The sequence below is a fragment of the Botrimarina colliarenosi genome (assembly GCF_007859955.1).
In the GTDB taxonomy this organism is placed as follows: Bacteria; Planctomycetota; Planctomycetia; order Pirellulales; family Lacipirellulaceae; genus Botrimarina; species Botrimarina colliarenosi.
The window spans coordinates 964998-986277 of record NZ_SJPR01000001.1; the positions used below are offsets into that span (position 1 = coordinate 964998).

General features: G+C 66.7%; 17 protein-coding genes. 3 read left to right on the forward strand and 14 right to left on the reverse strand.

What is annotated here, in order from left to right:
• Nucleotides 1-63: 63 nt before the first annotated feature.
• The 4 genes from Pla108_RS03720 to Pla108_RS03735 form a co-directional block, all read right to left on the reverse strand.
• A complete protein-coding gene (locus Pla108_RS03720) occupies nucleotides 64-1200 on the reverse strand; it encodes a GNAT family N-acetyltransferase (RefSeq protein WP_146443137.1) in 1137 nt (378 codons plus the stop codon).
• A 59-nt stretch (nucleotides 1201-1259) separates the two neighbouring features.
• Nucleotides 1260-2246: a cupin-like domain-containing protein gene (locus tag Pla108_RS03725; protein ID WP_146443139.1), complete on the reverse strand. Its 987-nt coding sequence runs from the start codon at nucleotides 2244-2246 to the stop codon at nucleotides 1260-1262.
• A 252-nt stretch (nucleotides 2247-2498) separates the two neighbouring features.
• Nucleotides 2499-4466, reverse strand: a complete 1968-nt coding sequence (gene feoB / locus Pla108_RS03730; RefSeq protein WP_146443141.1) for a ferrous iron transport protein B — start codon at nucleotides 4464-4466, stop codon at nucleotides 2499-2501.
• A gap of 41 nt (nucleotides 4467-4507) precedes the next feature.
• Nucleotides 4508-4717 carry a FeoA domain-containing protein gene (locus tag Pla108_RS03735; protein WP_197526215.1) on the reverse strand — a complete coding sequence of 70 codons (210 nt, stop codon included), beginning with the start codon at nucleotides 4715-4717 and terminating at the stop codon, nucleotides 4508-4510.
• A gap of 329 nt (nucleotides 4718-5046) precedes the next feature.
• Here Pla108_RS03735 and purE point away from each other — a divergent pair, with 329 nt between their 5' ends.
• Together purE and Pla108_RS03745 are read left to right on the forward strand one after the other, a co-directional pair.
• Nucleotides 5047-5568 carry a 5-(carboxyamino)imidazole ribonucleotide mutase gene (gene purE / locus Pla108_RS03740; protein WP_449240197.1) on the forward strand — a complete coding sequence of 174 codons (522 nt, stop codon included), beginning with the start codon at nucleotides 5047-5049 and terminating at the stop codon, nucleotides 5566-5568.
• Entirely contained in the window at nucleotides 5565-6731 is a 1167-nt protein-coding gene (locus Pla108_RS03745; RefSeq protein WP_146443144.1) for a 5-(carboxyamino)imidazole ribonucleotide synthase, read from the forward strand. The genes purE and Pla108_RS03745 overlap by 4 nt, the downstream gene beginning before the upstream one ends.
• A gap of 33 nt (nucleotides 6732-6764) precedes the next feature.
• Here the strand turns inward: Pla108_RS03745 and Pla108_RS03750 are convergent, their stop codons facing one another.
• The 6 genes from Pla108_RS03750 to Pla108_RS03775 all read right to left on the reverse strand — a co-directional run bounded on the left by Pla108_RS03750 (nucleotide 6765) and on the right by Pla108_RS03775 (nucleotide 14620).
• Nucleotides 6765-7109, reverse strand: coding sequence for a DUF2149 domain-containing protein (locus Pla108_RS03750; protein WP_146443146.1), 345 nt, complete (start codon nucleotides 7107-7109; stop codon nucleotides 6765-6767).
• Entirely contained in the window at nucleotides 7102-7710 is a 609-nt protein-coding gene (locus Pla108_RS03755; RefSeq protein WP_146443148.1) for a MotA/TolQ/ExbB proton channel family protein, read from the reverse strand. The genes Pla108_RS03750 and Pla108_RS03755 overlap by 8 nt, the downstream gene beginning before the upstream one ends.
• Nucleotides 7711-7714: 4 nt before the next feature.
• Nucleotides 7715-11794: a cobaltochelatase subunit CobN gene (locus Pla108_RS03760; RefSeq protein ID WP_231934279.1), complete on the reverse strand. Its 4080-nt coding sequence runs from the start codon at nucleotides 11792-11794 to the stop codon at nucleotides 7715-7717.
• Between the two features lie 17 nt (nucleotides 11795-11811).
• Nucleotides 11812-12783 (reverse strand): DUF1559 domain-containing protein, encoded by a 972-nt coding sequence (locus Pla108_RS03765; RefSeq protein ID WP_146443152.1) that lies wholly within the window; start codon nucleotides 12781-12783, stop codon nucleotides 11812-11814.
• Nucleotides 12784-13143: 360 nt separating this feature from the next.
• Nucleotides 13144-13575 carry a gamma-glutamylcyclotransferase family protein gene (locus Pla108_RS03770; RefSeq protein ID WP_146443154.1) on the reverse strand — a complete coding sequence of 144 codons (432 nt, stop codon included), beginning with the start codon at nucleotides 13573-13575 and terminating at the stop codon, nucleotides 13144-13146.
• A 70-nt stretch (nucleotides 13576-13645) separates the two neighbouring features.
• The gene (locus Pla108_RS03775) at nucleotides 13646-14620 is read right to left on the reverse strand and encodes a UDP-glucuronic acid decarboxylase family protein (RefSeq protein ID WP_146443156.1); all 975 of its coding nucleotides are present in this window, start codon (nucleotides 14618-14620) and stop codon (nucleotides 13646-13648) included.
• Between the two features lie 185 nt (nucleotides 14621-14805).
• Between Pla108_RS03775 and Pla108_RS03780 the strand changes: the two genes are divergently transcribed.
• Nucleotides 14806-16221: an Nramp family divalent metal transporter gene (locus Pla108_RS03780; protein ID WP_146443158.1), complete on the forward strand. Its 1416-nt coding sequence runs from the start codon at nucleotides 14806-14808 to the stop codon at nucleotides 16219-16221.
• Here the strand turns inward: Pla108_RS03780 and Pla108_RS03785 are convergent.
• From Pla108_RS03785 to Pla108_RS03800, 4 genes are all read right to left on the reverse strand, one after another.
• Nucleotides 16172-17821, reverse strand: a complete 1650-nt coding sequence (locus Pla108_RS03785) for a DUF4832 domain-containing protein (protein WP_146443160.1) — start codon at nucleotides 17819-17821, stop codon at nucleotides 16172-16174. The two genes, Pla108_RS03780 and Pla108_RS03785, sit on opposite strands and share 50 nt — an antisense overlap.
• 130 nt (nucleotides 17822-17951) lie before the next feature.
• On the reverse strand, nucleotides 17952-18563 hold the full coding sequence (locus tag Pla108_RS03790) for a 3-keto-disaccharide hydrolase (protein ID WP_146443162.1): 612 nt from the start codon (nucleotides 18561-18563) through the stop codon (nucleotides 17952-17954).
• Nucleotides 18564-18746: 183 nt separating this feature from the next.
• The gene (locus tag Pla108_RS03795; protein ID WP_146443164.1) at nucleotides 18747-19292 is read right to left on the reverse strand and encodes a hypothetical protein; all 546 of its coding nucleotides are present in this window, start codon (nucleotides 19290-19292) and stop codon (nucleotides 18747-18749) included.
• On the reverse strand, nucleotides 19289-21103 hold the full coding sequence (locus Pla108_RS03800) for a carbon starvation CstA family protein (RefSeq protein WP_146443166.1): 1815 nt from the start codon (nucleotides 21101-21103) through the stop codon (nucleotides 19289-19291). Before Pla108_RS03800 ends, Pla108_RS03795 begins: the two co-directional genes overlap by 4 nt.
• Between the last annotated feature and the right edge of the window lie 177 nt (nucleotides 21104-21280).

The following is a 21280-nucleotide window of genomic DNA, read 5'->3' on the forward strand; positions in this document are numbered from 1 at the left end:
ACTCAAGGCCGGTCGGCAACTTAGCGCCGGCGACGTCGACCACGTCGAAGTCGCCCGGTCGACTCACGCCTCGGCGCTCACCGGCTTCCTATCGCGCCAACCGCGATACGCCGTGCCGGCCCAGCGCTCGAGGGCGCCGGCCGTGTCGCGCGGGCGGACATGCAGCGTCGTGGCGGGGCGGTGCGTGGCGCCCCAGCTCAGCTTGTACGGCTCGTCGCCGCGGAGCAGGTCGAGCCGCGTACGGCCCGACTCCAGCGCGCGACGCGCGGTGGCCGTCTGCAGCAAATGGCCGGAATCGAGTTCGAGACCGGCCCGTGAGATGCCGCCCTGGTAGACGTAAAGGGCGTTGCCGCCTTCTCCCGGGCGATCTTGCAGGGCGTAATCGATTGCGGTGGCGACGCCGTCGATCTCTAGGAGGGCCAAGCAAAGTTGCCCCTCGGCAAGCAGCCGCTCACTAGCGAGTTGGTGAAAGCGCTCGAAGCGGGGTTCGTCAAAGACGCCCGAGTGGCCCATCACCTCACGGCGTTCGCGGTGCAGGTTCACCAGCTGTGGCCACAGCTCACGCCGGTCGGCCTCCGTTTGCGCGACGCGGACCACGGCGCGGCCGGTATCAAACCATTCACGTTCCCAGCGCCGCACCCGTTTGCGACGATTTTTCGAGAGGGTCGCGAGGTAGTTGTCCCAGGTAGGATCGGCGCCGTTTTGGGTCAGTTCCGCGGGGAAGCTGCCGCAATCGGCGACCCGCTCGGTGTCGAGGCCCGCCTCGCTGAGCAGCCGCTCAAGGTGATTCATCGCCCGGTCGTCGGCGTCGATCGACTCGAGGCGGATGCGCCGCCACGCCTCGCCGGCGCTATCGACGAGCCAACGAGCGACCGCCGCAACGACCGTCGGCTCGTCCCGAGGCGAGCGGCACAGCAGCGTAGGGTGGTCGGTCGCCGCTCTGCCATCGCCGAGGAAACGCACCGTCGGGCCGACGACCGATCGATGTCTCAAGTACCAAGGCGCCAAGCCGATCAGCGCGCCTTGGTCGTCGCGTACGGCGAGCGTTGCGAGCTCGCACGCGGGGTCGTCCTCGCCGAATGCCTCCCACCAGCTTGCTAGCCAAGCTGGCGACTGCATCGGTGTCGGTACGGCGAGCGCCCGCCACTCTTCGTCGAGGCGACGCAACGAGCCGAGCGTGGTAAGGGTTTCAATCGACATGCGAGGAAAGCGTGAGGTGAATCCTCCTCCGTTTCGGGAAGGGGGAAGCGGTAGTCTCCTTACGACTCAACGGCCTCCTCAACTCCATGCGCGGTGAGCTCGGTCTCGTTTTCCGTCTTGAGCAACCGAAATCCGTCCGGTGCGGTGCGGTCGAGCTCGAACGTGATCGGATAGACCCACTGCTCCTTCTCCTTGCCCACGAGCTTGCCGATACGGCGGTCGAGCCGCGCCAATAATTGTTTGGCGTGCGCAGAGAAGCCGTCGACCTCAATGCTCTTGCAGGGGAAGCCGAAACGTTGCCGCAGGATCCCATTGGCGGTGTGGACGTTGAGGCGCCGCCGCGCGCGGGCGTTCTTATGCTCCGTCGAGAGCGATACGTTGAGCCCCTCGAGGTTCTCTACGCGGTGGGGCGCCAATTGCGGCCACGTGATGAGTTGGCCCGGCTCGGCGTCGAACACCAAAGCGTACTTGTCCCACTCGGAGTCGTAAGGAACCTCTTCCGACCACTCGCCCGAGCAGACTTTCTCCAGGACGAACGCCGACGCAAACCGCTTATCGAAGTGCGGGTAGACCCACGCCCGTTTGCGCCCACGGATATGCCACAGCATGTTGACGGGCATGTCGACGTGGTAGGGCACCCAAGCGTGGGGCGAGCTGATCAGCAGGTTGGCGGTGCGGTTCTCGGCGCGAAAGTGCGACGCATTGCTCTGCAGCGCATCGAACAGAGAATGGATCACCTCGGCGTGGGTCGGTTGGTGTTGGAGCAGCTGCCGGCAGTTGATCCAGAGGTGTCCCTCCCGGACCATCTGCACGAGCTCGTCGCCGGGGACGCCGTTGCGGGTTCCCTCGCGCCAATCGAACCGGTCCTTCCTTTTGCCCATCGTGTTGATGGAGAGGTGCTCGGCCGGGTGCGAATCGAGGATCGTCGCAAGGGCGTCGTCGGTGAAAAGGCCGGTCTCGGCGAGCCGATGGTTCGCAACGAGGACGCCGCGTTCGAGCGTTTCGAAGTCTTCAGGTTGCCAATCGGAGAGGAGCGAATCGGGCATTGCAGTCGAGGATCGGAGGTCGTCGGTCAGGCGCGATCCCGCACGCGTTGTGGGGCCACTAAAAACCTAGTCCGCGCCCACGAAAGTGCGGCCTTCCGAAGCCAAGGAGTCGCAACCCCGGAGCCGTCACAATCCCTGCAACCACGGCGCAGGGTGCGTAATCACCGCAGGCGCCGGCCGGCCGAGAGCCTCGAAGCCTCCGACGATCACTCGGTCCGGCTCGCGGCCGATCGGCTCGTTAGGCGATTTCACCTAAGCCAGCCAGTTCGCCACCTGATAAGTGACCAGCGCCGCCCCGTAAGCCAAGACGCTCATGTACCCGAGCTGTAGCAGGGCCCAATTCCAAGAGCCCGTTTCGCGCCGCGTCACCACCTGCGTCGGCAGGCACTGCATCGCCAGGACGTAGAACACCAGCAGACTCAGGCAGGTCGCTGTCGTGAAGACCGGCGTGCCGTCGGCCCGCTGGGACGACTGCATCGCTCCCAGGAGCTTTTCCTGGTCGCCGTCCTCCCCTAGGCCGTAGAGGATCGACAGTGTCGACACCACGACCTCGCGCGCCGCGAACGACGACACGACCCCGACCGAAGTCTTCCAGTCGAATCCCAGCGGGGCGAACACCGGCTGGATCGTCCTCCCGATCCGTCCGGCGAAGGAGTTTTCGAGCTGGGTCTGGGCGGCCAGCGCGTCATCGGTCGGCAGGTCGGCGGGGTCGGTTTTAGGGTACGTCGCCAACGCCCAGAGCACGATCGAGATAACCAGGATCGTTGTCCCGGCGTTCTGTACGAACTGCCACGCCTGATCGACCGTCCGCAGCAAGGCGTCGCGGATCGACGGCGCCCGGTAGTTGGGGAGCTCGATCACCAGCGGCCGGCTCTCGCCCTTCAAGAGCGTCCGCTTGAAGACAAACGCCGCCCCCAGAGCCGCGACAATCCCCAGGGCATAGGCGCCCGCGAATGTCGCCGCCGCCGCTCCCGGCCGGTCGGGGAACAGCATCGCTACAACCATCACATAGACTGGCACCCGCGCCGAACACGACAGCAGCGGGGCTACGAGAATCGTCACCAGTCGGTCGCGGCGGTCGTCGATCACGCGTGTCGACATGATCGCCGGGATCGCACAGGCATGCGCCGACAGCATCGGCACGAACGCCTTGCCGGGCAGGCCGACGCGCTGCATCAGCCGGTCCATCACCAGCGCCGCTCGCGCCAGGTAGCCCGAGTCCTCTAGCAGCGCCAGCAAGAAGAACAGCAGACAAATCTGTGGCAGAAAGACGAGCATCCCGCCGACGCCGCCGATGACGCCATCGACGAGCAGGCTCTTGAGATCGCCGTCCGGCAGCCAACCGCCAACGGTGTCGCCCGCCCAGCCGAACAGGGCGTCGATCAGGTCCATTGGCACGGTGGCGACGGAGAAGATCGTCATGAACAGGGCGAACATCACCACCGCGAACGCCACGAGGCCGCCGAAACGGTGTGTCAGCACCGTATCAAGCGAGTCGGTCAGGCGGCTCGGCGCGCCGAGGTCGCCGGTCAGCGAGTCGGCTCGCACCGATTCGGCCCAGTCGAAGCGCGACGCATAGCCACAACCGTTACAGCTGGTGCAGGCGCAAGCCGCCGCGTCGAGTTGCGGCAACGGCTTCTGGTCGGCCAGCGCGTGGACCGCCGCCACGAGTGAATCGATTCCCTCGCCCGTCCGGGCCGATACCCGCACCACCGGGCAGCCGACCCGCGAACTGAGCCTCGCCAAGTCGAGCTTCAATCCGAGCCGGTCGGCCAAGTCGCTCATGTTCAGCGCGACAATCGTCGGCTTGCCGAGCCCGAGCGCCTCGCGCGCCAGCGGTAGATTGCGTTCGAGGTTCGTGGCGTCGACGACGATCACGACCGCGTCGGGCGCGGGCTCACCGGCATGGCAGCCGCGGAGCACGGAGCAGGCGACTTCCTCCTCGGGCGACGTCGCCTCGAGGCTGTACATGCCCGGCAGATCGACCAGCGTGATCGGCTCGGTCCGCAGCGGCGCGGCGGGGGCTGGCTTGAGGACGCCACGACGGTGCTCGATCGTCGTGCCAGAGAAGTTGGCGGTGTGCGCCCGCTGCCCCGTCAAGCGGTTGAATAGCGACGTCTTGCCGGCGTTGGGATTGCCAACGAGGGCGACCGTCGCGGCGCCGCCCGGGAGGGGACGTTCGATGACAGGCAGATCGACCGAAGACTTGTCGGCTTCCACGGGGACGCCATTACTTGCAGAAGAGGCCGACTCGGCGGGGCTCACGCGGCGGTCAGCAGGACGCTCGCGGCGAGCTCGCGAGAAATCCCGATCCGCGACCCGAGTACCCGCAGGACCCAAGCGTCGCCGGTCCGAAGGACCTCGACGAGCCGCCCTTCGCAGACGCCCAACGCCCGCAGGCGGGCCGATTCGGCCGTCTCGCCCAGAACGCGCACGACGCGGCCACGGGCCCCCCGACGGAGGGCTGACATAGCGAATTCACCGGCTAAAGCCGCTTCGACGGCCGGTTGAACGACGGGAGCTAGGGGGTTTCGGGCGACCATTTCGTTTGTCTTGAGAATGAATCTCATAACCGCTAGATGAAGACTATCTGTGTTTCGGCCTCGGGACAACCCGGCAAGAAGCCTGCTTGAGCGCTTTTTGCCAAGATTCCGACATCGACCCCTGCGTAAAAGGGCCCCGCTCCCCTCCCGTCCCACTTCCCTCGTCCAAAGCCCCTGCCTAGCGGGTTGCGGCGCGCCCACGCCGCGGAGAGACTTGGCGGCTCTCAATCCGCTTACTGTCAGCGCCCCACGCCACCGTGTCCGACGCCGCCGCTACGCCGATCGCCTCGCCCCCCGGCCCGCCGCTGGTCGGCGTCGTCATGGGGTCCGACAGCGACTGGCCCACCATGCGGCTCGCGGCCGAGGCGCTCGCGTCGATGGGCATCGCGTTCGAAGCGAAGGTTGTCTCCGCCCACCGCACCCCCGAAGCGATGGTCGCCTACGCCAATGAGGCCGAAGGCCGGGGCCTGGAAGTGATCATCGCCGGCGCCGGCGGCGCGGCCCACCTGCCGGGGATGATCGCGTCGATGACCGTGCTGCCAGTGCTCGGCGTGCCGGTTCAATCGAAAGCGCTTAGCGGGCTCGATTCGCTGCTGTCGATCGTCCAGATGCCGGGCGGCGTCCCGGTCGGCACGCTCGCGATCGGCGCGGCGGGCGCCAAGAACGCCGGCCTGCTTGCCGTGCGGATCCTCGGCGCCTCGCGGCCCGAACTCCGCGAGCGGCTTCACGCCTACCGCCAGAGCGAAGCGGACCGCGTCCGCGCTCAGGAGCTGACGTGAGCGCCGCCGACCCGAGGGCCCCCCTCCGACCGGGCGCGACGCTGGGCGTCTTCGGTGGCGGCCAGCTCGGCCGAATGTTTACGCACGCCGCTCAACGGATGGGCTACCGGGTCCACGTCTTTACGCCGCACCGCGGGTCGCCGGCGGGCCTCGTCGCCGAGCACGAACACGTCGGCCTGCTCTCCGATCTGCGGAGCGTCGCTAGCTTCGCGCTCTCGGTCGACGCCGCGACGCTCGAGTTCGAGAACGTCCCGACCGAGTCGATCGCCGTCGCCGAACGCCACACGCCGGTCCGTCCCGGCAGCCACGTGCTGCACACCACCCAGCACCGCGTCCGTGAAAAGACGTTCTTGAAGGAGGCGGGCGTCCCGGTCGGCCCGTTCGCGGCGGTTGCTTCGCTCGCCGAACTGAAGAACGCCGCTGAGTTGGTGGGCCTCCCCGCTGTGCTGAAGACGGCCCAGATGGGCTACGACGGCAAAGGCCAGCGAGTCGTCCGCGACGCGTCGGAGCTCGAAGCGGCTTGGACAGCGATTGGCCCCGGCGAGTGCATCCTTGAGGCGTTCATCGACTTCACGCGCGAGGTGTCGATGCTCGTCGCCCGCGGCGTCGATGGCGAGACGGTCCTCTACGGCCCGATCGAGAACGAGCATGCCGACCACATCCTCGACGTGTCGGTGTTACCGGCCCCTGGCACGACGCCGACCGTCGCCGCCGAAGCGGCCCGGATCGCGACGCGCGTCGCCGAGGGTCTCGACGCGGTTGGCCTCATCTGCGTCGAGCTCTTCGAGAAGTCGGACGGGACGCTACTGGTCAACGAGATCGCCCCCCGCCCCCACAACTCGGGCCACCTGACGATCGAGGGCTGCCGCACCAGCCAGTTCGAGCAACAGGTCCGCGCCGTGGCGGGCCTGCCGCTCGGCTCGCCCGAGTCGCTCCGCCCCGCCGCAATGGCGAACCTGCTGGGCGACTTGTGGTACGGGAGCGACGGCGCTCCGTGCGAGCCCGACTGGCCCGCCGCGTTAGCCGCCGGCGCGAGCCTCCACCTCTACGGCAAAGAGTCCCCCCGCCCGGGCCGCAAGATGGGCCACCTCACGTTGCTCGGCGACACGTCGGAAGCGGCTCGCGAGCAGGTGCGTGCGGCGCGGGGATGCCTCAATCGATAGGGTTGCGCTTCGGAGCGAAACAAGACGCCCCGTTTACGGTTCATCCAACCGTCCGTCTTCAGCGCGGCTAGGCACGTACACCACTTCGCCGTTCGCCAAGCGATAAGCGACGCCGAGGCGTTCGCCTTCGCCGCTGAGTTGGCTCTCGCTGACGCGGTAGTGCTCGAGGGGCTCTCCGTCGGGGAGGATTGCTTCACTGCCGGGCTTGCCGCCGCTCGACGCGATCGCCTCGAGCGGCGCGATCCGGGTGATAAGCGACAGCAGGATGGCGACGGCAAAGACCATCGCCACGTCGAACAGGTTGGCGACGCCGCTGAGCGGGTCGTCGTCATGGCTTGCGAGCAAACGGCGGTGGGGGCTTGAGCCGCGATCAGCCATGCGAGTTCTCCCAGGCGCGCTGAGCGGTAACGGCCTCGGCGCGGCTCGCTCCCTCTTGCCAGGCGGCGACGGCGAGTTCGACGTCGGCCAGGTCGCTGGCGTACCACTGCCGGCGGATCAGCAGCAACGTGTAGCAGAGGCCGCCGATGAAGACGCCGATCACGGTCGTGCTGAAGACGATTACCAGATTGCCCGCCAGCGCCTCGATGTCACCCGCCGACAGCCCCACGAGCGCCGGGCCCATCGGGATGAGCGTTCCCATCAGGCCGAGCAGCGGCCCGGTGCGGACGCCGAAGCTCATCCACGCCAGGCGGCCCGACGCGGCGAGCTCGAGGTCGGTGAGCGCCTTGGCTTCGGTGACGCCGCTGCGGAGGGAGGCGGCCGCCTCGCCACGGAGGCCCCGCTGCGGCCGGTCCGGCGTTTTATTTCCTGGGGGCGCTAGCGACGCCGTCCAGTCGGCGCCGCGGCAGCGCCAACGCCATTCGCTCAGGAAGGCGCCGAACGCGAACAACGCCCAACCGAACATCGCCACCAGCGCGACGAGCACCGGCGCGAGCATCGCGGTGGCGAGTTCGTAGACGAGTTGGGCGAGGGGGTCCATCGTGTCAGCCCGTCTTGCGGTCTTGCGTGAGATAGCCTGCGCCGATCAGGGTCGCGGCAATGACAAGGCCTAGCAACCAGAGGTAACGGAAGGGGGTCTCTACTGCCGGCGTCGTTTCGGCCGCCGCTTCGACCAGCTGCTGGCCGGTGACCCGTCCGGTTGTCTGCGTTGCGGTCGTTTCCTCGGGCGCCGCGTCGGGCGGCGAGTCGTTAGCGGACGAAGTGGATGTGCTCGCGGAAGTGGCCGCGGCGCCGAAGCCGGCTGATTCTTCGAGCCGAGCCTCATACGCCGCGACCAACTCGCCCGTCGCCGCGTCGCTCGGGGCGGATAGGGCGTTGCGGACGAACTCCTCAAGCTTGGTGTTGCCGCCACCGCGCAGGCCGCCCCCTTCACCGTGACGGGCGACCGACTCGGCGTAGGCGACCGCGATCTCGCGGACCACTTCGTCGCTCGGACGCCAGTAGCCTTTGCGGATGCTTTCCAGAAGCACCTCGGTCAGGTCCTGGAACGCATAGGGGTTCTCGGCCTCGAACCACTCGCGGATCGCCAAGCTCTTGCTGTCACGCACATAGATCTCAACGATCTCTTCCCAGATGTCGTCGCTGACACTGTCGGGCCGCATGATCTTCCAGCCCATCGTGTTGGAGACATGCACCCCGATCTGGTCGGCGCCGGCGTACCCTTCGCGCATCATCCCCTCGATCCACTTGCGGTTTAACAGCCGCACGCGGTACTCGCGGCGTAGCGCCTCCTCGGCGGAGACCATGCCGGCCGAGTCGGGGTCGCGGACGTCCGACAAGAAGTACTCGGGCTCGACCCCGGTAAGGTGCTTGACCGCCATGCAGAGGCTGCCGCCGTGGTACCAGTCGTACTTGTTCGAGAGCGGGCTGCGGGTGCGGTCGGACCAACTCCGCAGGACAATTTCGGTTCCCTGGATCGATCGGTCGTACGCCTCGGGGGCGTTGTCGCCCCAGAGCCCGTCGGTGTAGACGTAGCGGGACTGGCTGAGGTAGACCTCCATCAGGTCTTCGCGGGTGTCCCACTCGCCACTCTTCTCGACGAGGTAGTAGTAGCCCGCGCTGCCGTACTGTCCCAAGGGGTGGCCGAAGATCCGCGCCTGCGACAGCTTCTCGGCGCGCGCGGCGTCGACGCCCGCTTCCTCGAGGTCTTGCCGGGTCTGCTGGCTGTTGCGCCACACCCAGTTGTCGAGCTCCTCGGTCTGGGCGACCAGCCGAATCGCTTTGTCGAGAAGCCGCATCCGGGTTGGGAGCATGTCGCGGTAATAGCTCTGCCCCGCAATGAAGACATCGATCCGCGGCCGGCCGAGTTCTTCGGCGGGGATGAGCTCGACATCGACGACCAGGTTCTGTTCGTCCCACACGGGTCGCACCCCGACAAGGCGGAGGATCTGCGACTCCATGACGCCGTAGTCCTGGAATGTGGCGAACGAGTTGAGTGTGAAGCCGATTTTCTCGGGGTAGCGCCCGGTCTCTTGGAGCTTTTGGGCCAAGAGCTGATCGACCAACTCGCCGCCGAGTTCCCATGACGGCTTGGTCGGCACTTCTTCGGGGTTCATGACATAGAGGTTCCGACCGGTCGGCAGCGCTGCAGCGTTGCGGTCGGGCCCGCCGCCGGGGCCGGGTGGGATGAACTTGCCGTCGAGCGCAGCGAGCAGGTTGTCGACCTCCTCGCCGGTCCGCGCGAAACCCTCCGCCAGCCGCCCCGCTAGGGAGAGCGACTTGGCGAGCGGCGCGGGGACGGCCGCGGCGGGGTCGGCGCCGGTCGTTGCGGCGAGCGCCTCGGCGGGCGACATCCCCTTCCGCACTACGAGCGAGACGATCTCCTCGCCGGCGCGCCGCAGGTACTTCAGGCTGTCTCCCGGCGTGAGGGCTTCGCCGGCCGGGACGTCGATTACTACGTCGAGGGCCGTCAGGTACGCCTTGCCGAGGCAGGTCGTGAGGTACGGGATCAGCAGGTCGTCGCGTGGCGGCTCGCCGAAGACGTGCAGGCTGACGGGCGTCGTCTCGTTGTGGACGTCGTGCAGGTAGGAGAGCACCTGTTCGATCTCGGCGGGCGTTAGCATCCGCCCACCCGGCAGATCGAGGCCGACATCCTTGTCGAGGTTTTCGTTGCGGACCTGCTCGCTGATCGTGCGGCGGAACTTTTCTTTGAGCGCGCCGTCGTCGAGCACGATCCAGTGGTCGATGTCGTTGTGGAGATTTTCGAGCTCGTCCCAGAGCTCGGCGTTGACGCTCGGCGGCACGAGGTGGTCGATCAGCACGGCGTACGCCCTCCGCCGGGTGGGAGACGACTCGCCGAGGTTGTTGAGAATCCACGGATTGATGTTCGGCATCGTGCCGAGCACGATGTCGGGCCAGTCCTCGTCGGAGAGGCCCACCGCCTTGCCGGGCAGCATGAACTCGGTGCCATGCGTGCCGAAGTGGACCAGGGCGTTGGCGCCGAACGACGCTTCAAGCCAGAAGTAAGTGGCGAGGTAGTTGTGTGGCGGCGGCACCAGCTTGTCGTGCACGAGCGACGTGTCTTGGGCCTCGCCCCGTAGCGGCTGAGGGAGCAGCGTCACGCCTCCCAGGTCGATCCGCGGGATGACCAGGAACGGTTCACCGGCGTCGTTCTTCCAGACGAGAAAGTCACCGGGCGGCTCGCCCCAACGCGCGATCACCTGTTGGCGGAGCGGCTCCGGGACGCGGGCCTCGAACCACGCTCGATACTGGTCGAGCGGCACGAGCACCGCGTCGCCCGACCGCGCCAACTGATCGAGCACGCCCGGCGCCCAGACGCCGATCTGCCGGCCGCGTTCCTGCATCCAGCCGATCAACTCGTCTTCGTCGGCCGGCACGTCGCTCAGGGCATAGCCACGGTCGCGCATCCGCTGCAGCACATTCACCAGACTCCGCGGTCCGTTCATAAACATGCCGGTGGCGCTGCCGCGCATCAGCTCGGCTTTGCCCATCTCGCGGTCGTAGTAGACGAACGCGATTTTCTTCTCGGCGTTGGGGAGGGTGGCGAGCCGCATCCAAGCGACGGCGCGGTCGGTGAGGTGGTCGATCCGTTCGGCGATCGGCGAGAACGCCTCGCTGCTGCCTCCGCCCTGCTCGGTGCCGGCGCCGATCTGCGGCTCGATGGCCCCGAGGAGCTCTTGGCCGATAACTTGGAATGCCATCTCGTTCGAGGCGAGCCCCTCGACGCCGGTCCGCCAGTCGTCGATCGATTGTTTGCGGAAGAAGATCGAGTGGAGGTGGGGGATCCCTAGTTCGGTCCGCAGCTCGACACTCTCGCGGCTGTGGCACGTGTGGATGACGCACTGCGGTCCGAACTCGCGCAGCGCCGCTTCGTACGCTGGTCCGCCATCGATCGCTCCAACGGCCAGCACGCCCCGCGATTCGAAGGCCCGGATCAAGGCGTCGACGACCTTCGGCTGTTGGAACACGAGGTGCGTCGTGTGGACAGCGATCAACACCCGGTGGGGGGAGTCGATCGGTCTGTCAGCGCCTCGGGCCCACTGCAGAAAGGAAGCGGCGTCGGCAAACATCCCGTCGTTGTTGGGGTGGTAGAGCCCCTGCACGGCGCCGACCTCCTCGGGCGGCGGCACAGCGCCGCCGTGGCCCAACAGTTCCGACCAGATGTAACGCAGCATCCGCCGGAGGTTCTCGGTCGAAGAACCGTAGTAGGCGGACAAGCGCTCGTCCTGCTCAATGACGCCGCTGCGGGCCAACTCGGGAAGATCGCCTTCAACGAGGCCGGAGATCGAAAAGATTCGCAACTGTGGATTGGCGGCGCGACCCGCCTCGATCATCCGCCGGTACTGTTCGCGGTCTTCCTCACGCGTGTGCTGGAAGAAGACAATCCGATACGGGGCGAGATCCGCCTTGCCGGCGGCGATGTCGTCGTCACGCAGGTAGTCGAGCTCCATGCCGGTCTCGCTCTGAAGCACCTCAAGCTGTTCGAAGACTCCGCCGTGCAGGCCGACAAAGGCGAGACGCGGCGCGGGGGCGACTTGGGCAGCGGCAGAGTCGGCGCAGCAGACGGCGCACGCCACGACCAGGGCTTGGAATCGGGAAACCAATCGAGGCTCGCTTCTCATCAATAGGAGCCCGGGATGTCTTCGGCGGCGCGGGTGCCGAGGGCTTGCATGGTGACTTCGTCGATCGAGTCGGACACGATATGCACCGAGCCATCGGCAAAGGCCAGGATCGCGACTCCCGGGTGGGCGCTGCGGGCGGCGAAGTTCGTGCAGCCGTTGCTCGGCGCCTTGCAGTCGGTGCGGGAGTCGTTCGGTGGCCGTGACGTGCTGAACATGTTGAGGTGGGGCTGCCCGCCAATCCACGCCGTAGCGCGGTCGGCCGTATTCGACTCGCCGCCGACGCAGGTGCTGATGTCGTCGGCGTTGCCGGAGCCCCTGAGGTAGATGTAATTGTCTTCGAGCGTATTGGGGTCGAGGTCGCCCTTGAGCGACTCACCGACCGCGATTGTCTGCGAGGTCCCGTCGGTGATCTGCGACATCTTGAACTTGGTGTCGTGGCCGAACATGCCGCTACACACTTTCGTTCGGCACTCGCAAACGGTGCCCTGGTTGCCGAGGTAGTTGGTCGGCGCGAAGAAGAGCGTCTCGGCGTCGTCGCGAGGGATTGCTGCCACCTCATAGGCCGCGATCGGATCGCTGGGGCAAGTGAATGTCGGGATGACGTTTCGCCCGGCCGGGACGAGTAGCACGTTGTCGTGGGCGTTGAGTGCGGGATCGATCATCGACGGCTCGATCATGTCAGCGATTGCCCGCTCTTCGACGAACGGCAGGCAGAGCGTCAACCAGCTGAGTTGGTGCCGATACGAGGGGCCGTCGTCTCCGCTCTCTTCATGCCCCGGCGGAAAGTGCCCATGCGTGTCGTGATACATCTGCAGCGCCAACCCGAGTTGCTTGACGTTGTTCGAGCACTGTGACCTCCGCGCCGCTTCGCGCGCCGCCTGGACGGCGGGCAGCAGTAGCGCCACCAGGATGCCGATAATCGCGATCACCACCAATAACTCAACCAGGGTGAAACCCCGTCGATTCCGCATGCCTTTTCTCCTGGGTCGCCTCGTCCGCGGTTCCGAATGAATCACTATCCGCGCGGTTGCTAGCGCCGCTCTACGGTTGCTAGCGGTGCTCTACGGGGGGCCTTCGTTTCCGAGGACGAGGCGGGACGGACCTTTCCCGACGCACGCTGCCAGCGAAAGGGCCGTCAAGAAGCAGATGGCGTGCCAAGAGTGCGGCGCACCGCTTTGCCGGGGGAAACAACCAGCCCGCCGTTACGCGTCGCGCGGTGATGTCGAGTCGATCGACACGTGTGTCGACCAAGGCGACACGGGCGGGGCCGCTGCCAGTGCGTCCCGGCCCGCGCCGACTAGGGACCTGCGCCGACTAAAGACCCGCGCCGATTAGGGAGAGGACGCGACCGGCGGGAAGACGCCTTTCTCCAGACGACGAAGTCCGTCTGTCGGGCCGCTGTACAAGTACACGTACGCGAGCATTGCCTCGGTCGGGTTGACGACGACCTCCGCCACGACGCGCCGATACTCGTGCGGCGTCGGGCTCACCGGGCCGCACCCCTCGTACAGGTCGAGGCGCGACAAGACCCGCTCGTCGTGCAGGCGATAGAGCTCACCGCGAACCGTGTCGCTGTCGTGGAGCGGCTCGGTGACGGCTGGGTAACGCATCGAACCGCGTGGCCCCTGCACCAGGTACATCCGCCCGCACAACACCGCCGGCCCGACGAGCGTCGCGGCGTGCCGGAGGGCGATGGCGTGCGCGTTGTCAAAACCGCTCTTCAGCGTGCCGTAAACGAAGAGGTGATCGCAGGCGTCGCTCATCTCTGGCAGGCGTTGTAGCGGCCTAGCGTTGTGATGACCTAGCGTTGTGATGACCTAGCGTTGTGACAACTCAGTAGTTCGGCGTCGGCGCCCGGAAGTCACTGAGGCTGACCGTCTTGAACCATTCGATCGTACGGTCGAGCCCTTCGTCGAGTTTCACCTTCGGCTCCCAGCCGAGACGCTGCTTGGCGAGCGTGATGTCAGGCTGACGCTGCGTCGGGTCGTCGGCCGGCAGCGCTCGGTGGACGATCTTTGACTTCGACCCCGTGCGGGCGATCACCTTCTCGGCGAGCTCGAGGATGGTGAACTCGCCCGGGTTGCCGATGTTGACCGGGCCGATGAAGTCGTCGGGCCCGTTCATCATCCGGATCATCCCTTCGATAAGGTCGTCGCGGTAGCAGAACGAGCGGGTCTGGTTCCCCTCGCCGAAGACGGTGATGTCTTCGCCCGAGATCGCCTGGCGGATGAAGTTCGAGACCACACGGCCGTCGAACGGGTGCATCCGCGGGCCGTAGGTATTGAAGATCCGCACGACACGGACGTTCACCCCGTTGTGGCGGTGGTAGTCCATGAAGAGGGTCTCGGCGGCGCGTTTTCCCTCGTCGTAGCAGGCGCGGAGGCCGATCGGGTTGACGCTGCCGCGGTACGACTCGGGCTGCGGGTGGATCTCCGGATCACCGTAGACTTCGCTGGTGCTCGCCTGGAGGATCTTGGCCCGGCAGCGCTTCGCCATGCCGAGCAAGTTGATCGACCCCATGACGGAGGTCTTCATCGTCTTGATCGGGTTGTACTGGTAGTGGCCCGGCGCGGCGGGACAGGCGAGGTTGTAGACCTCGTCCACCTCGAGCCAGAGCGGGTGGGTGATGTCGTGGCGGATCAGCTCGAAGTTGGCGTGGTCGAGCAGGTGGACGACGTTCGACTTCTGTGACGTAAAGAAGTTGTCGGCGCAAATCACGTCGTGGCCGTCGGCGACCAGTCGCTCGCAGAGGTGCGAGCCGAGGAAGCCGGCGCCGCCGGTGACGAGGATGCGTTTAAGCTGGGACATGCGGGCCGTTGCGAGGGACGTGCGGGGGGGCGGAAGAGTCGTTGGCGGGGTCCGGCGTCGCCGGCGGAGGGGGTAGCGTAGCATTTTGATTGACGCGACGCCGGAGGGCAAACAAGCGGTTATCCGCTACACTCTCGGCCTGAGCTGCCTCCTCCGCTCATCTGCCGCTTATCCGCTCGGTCCCCTTGGCGCCCAAGTCCCCCTCGCCGTCGATCGCCACGCCGCCGCGGGGGGCCGCCCTGCTGTTGGCCCTTGGACCCGCCGTTGTCTGGTGCGCCGAGTACATCGGCTCTGGAGAGGTGATCCTCGCCACCCGCACGGGCGCGATCCTCGGAACCGGCGTCCTCTGGGCGGTGGTCGTCGGCGTTTACCTGAAGTACCTGATCGGCATGGCGGGCGGATGGTACACGGTCGCCACGGGCGAAAGCATGATCGACCTGTTCGGTCGACTGCCGGGACCTCGGAACGCCTTCGTCTGGCTCGTGCTGGTGGTGCAAGTGGTCGCGTCGGTCCTGGCGATCAGCTCGATCGCCGCCACGGCCGGAGTTTTCGTCGCCGAATTGACGCCGCTGCCGGCGCGCTACGCGGGATGGGCCGTGACGCTCTTCGCCGTCGGGATCGCCTGGGTCGGCGAGTTCCGCGCGCTCAAACTGGTCATGGCGACGCTCATTTCGATGACGCTGGTCGGAGTGGTTGTCATTGCGACACGAGCGGCGCCACCACTCGGTGATCTGTTCGCGGGACTCACGCCGCACGTGCCGGTGGTCCCTGGCTGGGCGATCGGCCAGGGCGTGGCGACCAACGCCTGGGCCGAGATGCTGCCACTGTTGGGCTGGGGGGCGGGCGGTTTCGCCAGCCAGGTTTGGTACACCTACTGGGTGATGGGCGCCGGCTACGGCGCGGCGGCCGGCGGGAGGCAAGGCCAGCCTGCCGACGTCGACGCGTTGCGCAACCTTTCGGACGACGCCGCCGAGCGGCTCGTTGGCTGGCGCCGTGTCGTCACCTTCGATGCGACCGCCGCGATGCTCGTCGGCGTGGCCGTCACGGCGGGCTTTCTGATCGCCGGCGCCGGGGTGCTAGGGGCGAACCAGTTGGCGCCCGACGGCGCCCAGGTCGCGCTGACGCTCGCGACAATCTTTGGCGACCAGTGGGGCGCGGCCGGCGCGACCCTCTTCCTTGTCGGCGGGGCGGCCGCCCTCGTGTCGACGCAACTGGCGCAAGTGGCCGGTTGGCCCTACCTGATGGACGACTGTGTGCGGCTCTGTTTGCCACGCGCGGTCGCGGGGTGGACGCCGCTTGCCCGCCGCCGCGGCTGGCTCGTCTTTTACGTCCTGTTCAGCATGACGATCGTCTACACACTCGGCTATCAGCCCGTGGCGCTGGTCAAGTTCGCCGCGATCGCCGAGGGCCTGCTGCTGACGCCGCTGCAAGCGCTCGCGATGCTGGTCGGCCTCTACTGGGTGCTGCCCCGGATGTTCCGGCCCGAGGTTGCTCGTCAGCTGCGTCCCAGCCCGGCGATCGGCGTGGGCCTGGCCGTGGCGTTTCTTGTGTTCAGCTACTTCTGCGTGGTGCAGTTGCCCCGCGTGCTGCTAGGCTCGTAAGCCCAAGAAAGACGAGCAGGATGGCGCCGGGTTCGGGCGTCGCTGTGGCAAGGCCAACGGGCGGGAGCACCGCTCCGTAGTTGGCTTGCCAGCTCGCATACGCGGCGCTGTCGAGCCCCTGGTCGCGCCAGACGGTGTAGTCGGCCGCATTGACGGCGCCGTCGAAGTTGAAATCGCCCGCCAACTCCAGCATCTCCGGGTCGACGACCTCGGCCAAGGTTGGCGCCACGAACAGCGGCCCCGCGGTTTCTGAATCGACAACCAGCGATGTGGTCAGCAGGTTGAATCCGGTCGCCGCTTCCCAGACGCCGTCGTTGGCGAAGCGGACCGCGTAGCGGGGGTCGTCGTGCAGCGACGCCTCGATGTCGGGCATCCAGAGGGCGACCGTGTACTCCCCTTCGGCGAGGCTCTCGGGGAGCAGCAGGCCGGTCTCGACCGTCGCGGTCGTCCCGCCCGACCACCAGCGCGGATCGACGGCAATCGCGACCGTTGAGGTTTCGCCCGTCGTGTTGTGCCGCAGGACAACCTCGACGTTCCGCGGGTTGAACAGCTCGCCAAAGCCGACGTTGTCGATCGTCAACGAGATCGGCATCAGGCCGGCGGGCTTCACCGCCACCGGCAGCGTCGCCTCGTCGAGTTCGAAGCGGTAGCCCAGACGCCGCTGGATTTCGTCGAAAGAGCCCTCGTCGCGCCAACGCTGAATCACGTCGGGGTGATAGTCCAGGTTCAGGTAGTCGGTGTGCAAGGTCGTCATCTCGCCGATGGCGTTGCCGGACTCACAGAAGCTGCTGTTGTTGCAGGTCTCGCCGCCGTGCGGGACGAATCGGCTCTCGCCGCCGATGTACGCCAACTCGCGGCCGCGCGACCAGCCGGGCGTCACGTAGGTGCCGAAGTCGCTGCTCGAAGCAAGGAAACAGTCGTTCAGATGGCCGACGCGTGACAGGTCGCTGCCATCGAAGGCGTTCGCCGCCGTGATGACGGCCGTCTCACTGGTCGTCGAGCCGCTAAAGATCTCGCGCTTGAAGTGTGGCGTCCGGATGCCGACGGTCCGATCGACCGGGAGGGCGTCGAGGATCGCGGCGAGGATCTCCGCGCGGTCGGTCGGATTGTCGAGGCCGTTGGTCGAGCTATGCCACTCGCCCCAACCGCCGATGAAGCCGGCGTCGATGTTAAAGATCACGTCCTTGTTGGCTTCCCACAGCGGCTGGAGCTGCTGGATATGCCCGAGGATGACGCTCTTGGGGGCGTCGGCGCCGCCGTCGTTGTTGTAGTTAAACCGGAACTTGACCTTCAGCCCGCTCTCGCGGGCGGCGTCGAAGCCGGCCTGGATCTGGTTCAGAAAGCCGGTGCTGAGGGCCTGGTTGCGGAACGCGCTCGCGGTGACCCCGCCGTAGACGATCGTCGCCCCCTGAGCGCGGATGTTAGCGTAGTTCCACGGGTCCAGCAGGTTCGAGAACCGCATGAACCCCCGTTCGGGGTTCAAGAACTCCGCGGTGTTGGCCTGGTAGGCGATCGTCTGCGCGGGCCCCTGCGCCCCCGCCGGGGGCGCGGCGAGGCAGCCAATGGCCGCCACCAACAGTACCGTGGAGGAAATTCGCATCGGGGGGGCTCACCTCGCGGAGTATCAACAGCGGTCCGAGAGCTACGTCACGAGCCCGCCGGAAGCTACACCAGAAATGAGCGGATCGACCCCGTCGCCCTGCCGGCCCGCCGAAACCCCGGACCGCCAGTTATTGCAGTTCGGCGATCCGCACGTGGCGGAACTGCATGGTCATCGTATTGCCCGGGTGGAGTTGCAGCCCGATCGGACCACTCTCGATGGCGGTTTCCGACTGGTAGTGGGTGACATGCTCGCCGTTGAGCCAGACGTCGTAGTCGTCGCCGACCACAACGATCACCATCTTGTTCCAGTCGTCCTGCTTCAGCACCTCGGCGACGCCCTGCGCCTCGATCGGGTAGCCCTTGCCGCCGATGTACGGCGACGCGGTCAGGTCGCGCTTCAGCGAGCCGGAGATCCCGAGCTGGATCTGGTCGTTCTCTTGCCGCAAAAAGACGCCCGAGTCGACGACCCCCTCGCCAAACTTGAATTCCAGTTCGACGACAAAGTCTTTGTAGGACTTTTCGGTCCAAAGCGTCGAGGCTTGCTTGCTGGGGTCGTTCTCAACGGTCAGCACACCGTCGTCGAGCGTCCAGCAGTGGGCCAGCGCCGAGGCTTTCCAGCCATCGAGCGAATCAACGAGCGTCGGGGGCAAGCCCTCGGCCACGGCGGACCGCGGCGCCATGGACTGGCCGGCGGCCGCGAGGACGAAGGCGAAGAGTGGGCGGCAGAGCGGGTGCGTCATCGGGGTATTTTTCCAGGGCGAGACAAGCGGACCAGATCGCCATGATACACCAGCCGCACCGCGAAGCGGTGGGGTGGCCGCCGGCCCGACTCCTCGGGTTTTCAGCGAGGCTCTACCAGCATTTCGGGTCCGGCGAGAGTCTGGGCTACGGAGCCGCCGTCATACACGTCGGGGGCTCGCCGATCACGCCGACGCTTCGACGCGTGCAATGGCCCATACCTCGCAGCTGCCCAAGTGAGGGTCGTTGGGTTGCAGCCGGCGCATCTTGTCACGGATTTCGTTCGCTAGTGTGAGCTCGGGGAGGAGCCCGTACGGATTCACAATCGACGGTGAGAACATCTCCGGCATCGGACCGCAATTGGTCAACGGGCTGTTGTCGAAGCACTCATCCATCAGGTCATAGCCGCACAGCATATACGAGGCTGGGAGTTTTTCAGTACCGTTCGGACGCTCGCACACCGCGAGGACTTGCTGGTGGAGCGGATCAATTGGTTGCCGGTTCTCTAGGTACTCGCCATGGTAGAATAGTGTGGTCCGGTAGTCTTCTTGAACGTTCTGCTCCCAGTCGTCGGGCGATAGTGATTCGATGAGGTCGGGGCACATCATCGAATCGAGCGTGATCAACTCGGTAAGGTGGTCGAATCGGGAGAAGGCGAGGTACCTGGACCATGCCTTGCTGTCATCGGAAGTGAATCGCTCTCGGAGCGTATAGAGCCAGTCCCCCTTCATACTGCCACCTCGGCGCCCGCTTCGAGCACGCCGCGCGCCTTCGGCCAGACGAACACCGCCTCGATCGCCATCCAGATTTGCAACACCAGGATCGCGACGCCAAACGCCACCAGCGGCCAGTTCCGGGCCGGCAGGAAGTCGTTGATCACCTGCTCCGCCATCGCCCAGCCCGGGATCGCCAGCAGGGCGAGCCCCGGGATCATCGCGAAGGCGACCGGCAGGCCGCGACGCCACAGGTAGACAACGATCACGATAAACGCCAAGCCGGCGAGCAGCTGATTGGTCGCCCCAAACAGGGGCCACAGCATGAGACCCCCCGAGCCGGGGCCGGCAGGCCCCGGGATCATCGCCATCGCCCCGCCACCAACGACGCTCAGCGTGGTCGCCGTGTAGCGATTCGTGAGCGGTTGGAAGTGCAGCGTGCCGGCCAGTTCTTGGATCACGTAGCGATGGAGCCGCGTGGCGGTGTCGAGCGTCGTCGCGGCGAAGCAAGCGACCAGCACGGCGATCACCGCCACCGCCAACGGCCGCGGCAGGCCGAGCGCGCCGACGAAGTTCGCGCCCCCTTCGACGAAGGCGCCCACCTGCTGGCGGAGCCGCATCGCCTTCCAGCCGCCCGACTTGCTGACGGCGCCATCGGCGGCGGTCGTTTCGATAATCACCGCTTGGTACTTGGATCGCCACGCGTCGGCGCCGGTGAGTGGCTCGCCATCGGCGCCCGGCACGCCCATGCCGAGGCCGGCGCAACAGGCGAGGATCACCACCACGGCGAGCGCCCCTTCGAGGAGCATGCCGCCGTAGCCGACGACGCGGGCGTCCCCCTCGTTCTCGAGTTGCTTGCTCGTCGTTCCGCTGGCGACGAGGCAGTGAAAGCCGCTGCACGCGCCGCACGCCACGGTGATGAACAAGAACGGCAGGATGGCGGGGGCGTCGGCGGGCGGATCGGTGGCGACGACCGGCGCCGCGTTGAGGTCGGCCGCCCCGGTCAGACCCGCGACGACGAGACCCCCCACCAACAGGCCCATCGCCACCAGCAGCTGCAGCGCGTTCACATAGTCCCGCGGCTGCAGCAGCAGCCACACCGGCATCACCGACGCCGCGAAACAGTAGGCCAACAAGATCGCCGTCCAGACGACCACCGGCGTTCCGTAATCGCCCAGCGCTGTGATGGCGGGCAGCACGATTGGATGCTGCGTGCCGTACCAGACGCCGACGTACAGCAGCACGAGCGACACGAGCGACATTGCCGTCAGTCCCGCCCCGCCGGTGCGGCGCGTCGCTAGGCCGATCATCACCGCCAGCGGCAGCGACAGCCAGACGCTCAGCACCGACTCGGGGTACTGGTCGAAGATCGACGCGATCACCAGCCCGAAGACGGCGATCACCAGCATCAGCGCGAAAAAGAGCACGATCAAGAACAGCACCCGCGCGCGGGGCGAAATGATCTGCCCGGCCGCCTCGCCGATGGTCTGACCCCGGTGCCGCAGGCTCACCACCAGCGAGCCGAAGTCATGAACCGCCCCGACGAAGATCGACCCCAGCACGACCCACAACAACGCCGGCAGCCAGCCCCAGAAGACGGCGATCGCCGGCCCGACAATTGGCCCCGTCCCGGCGATGCTGGTGAAATGGTGCCCGAAGACGACCGAGCGCCGCGTGGGGACGAAGTCGAGGTCGTCACGCTCGGTGTAAGCGGGGGTCCGTCGCGTTGGGTCGAGCTTAAAAACCCGCCGGCTCAACCAGCCGCCGTAGACGACGTACGCCAGCCATAGTGCGGCGAACGAACCAAGAGCGACGGCGATCGTAAGCATGAGGTAGCCGCAGAGGAGTCGTTGGTGGGAGGGGTCGGCTGACCCCGATTCCGCGCCGCCAGCCGCTAGACGCAATGAGACCGCAATCGGGGTCAGGAGACCCGATCATCCCAGCGATGGACGGATCAGCCCTGTGACGCCCCCGCAGCGACTAACGAACCCCGCTCTGACGCGGGG

Coding starts and splice junctions, on each gene's coding strand:
- Pla108_RS03720 (WP_146443137.1), bottom strand. CDS start 1,200: ATGTCGATTGAAACCCTTACCACGCTCGGCTCGTTGCGTCGCCTCGAC.
- Pla108_RS03725 (WP_146443139.1), bottom strand. CDS start 2,246: ATGCCCGATTCGCTCCTCTCCGATTGGCAACCTGAAGACTTCGAAACG.
- Pla108_RS03735 (WP_197526215.1), bottom strand. CDS start 4,717: ATGTCAGCCCTCCGTCGGGGGGCCCGTGGCCGCGTCGTGCGCGTTCTG.
- Pla108_RS03750 (WP_146443146.1), bottom strand. CDS start 7,109: ATGGCTGATCGCGGCTCAAGCCCCCACCGCCGTTTGCTCGCAAGCCAT.
- Pla108_RS03755 (WP_146443148.1), bottom strand. CDS start 7,710: ATGGACCCCCTCGCCCAACTCGTCTACGAACTCGCCACCGCGATGCTC.
- Pla108_RS03765 (WP_146443152.1), bottom strand. CDS start 12,783: ATGCGGAATCGACGGGGTTTCACCCTGGTTGAGTTATTGGTGGTGATC.
- Pla108_RS03770 (WP_146443154.1), bottom strand. CDS start 13,575: ATGAGCGACGCCTGCGATCACCTCTTCGTTTACGGCACGCTGAAGAGC.
- Pla108_RS03775 (WP_146443156.1), bottom strand. CDS start 14,620: ATGTCCCAGCTTAAACGCATCCTCGTCACCGGCGGCGCCGGCTTCCTC.
- Pla108_RS03785 (WP_146443160.1), bottom strand. CDS start 17,821: ATGCGAATTTCCTCCACGGTACTGTTGGTGGCGGCCATTGGCTGCCTC.
- Pla108_RS03790 (WP_146443162.1), bottom strand. CDS start 18,563: ATGACGCACCCGCTCTGCCGCCCACTCTTCGCCTTCGTCCTCGCGGCC.
- Pla108_RS03795 (WP_146443164.1), bottom strand. CDS start 19,292: ATGAAGGGGGACTGGCTCTATACGCTCCGAGAGCGATTCACTTCCGAT.
- Pla108_RS03800 (WP_146443166.1), bottom strand. CDS start 21,103: ATGCTTACGATCGCCGTCGCTCTTGGTTCGTTCGCCGCACTATGGCTG.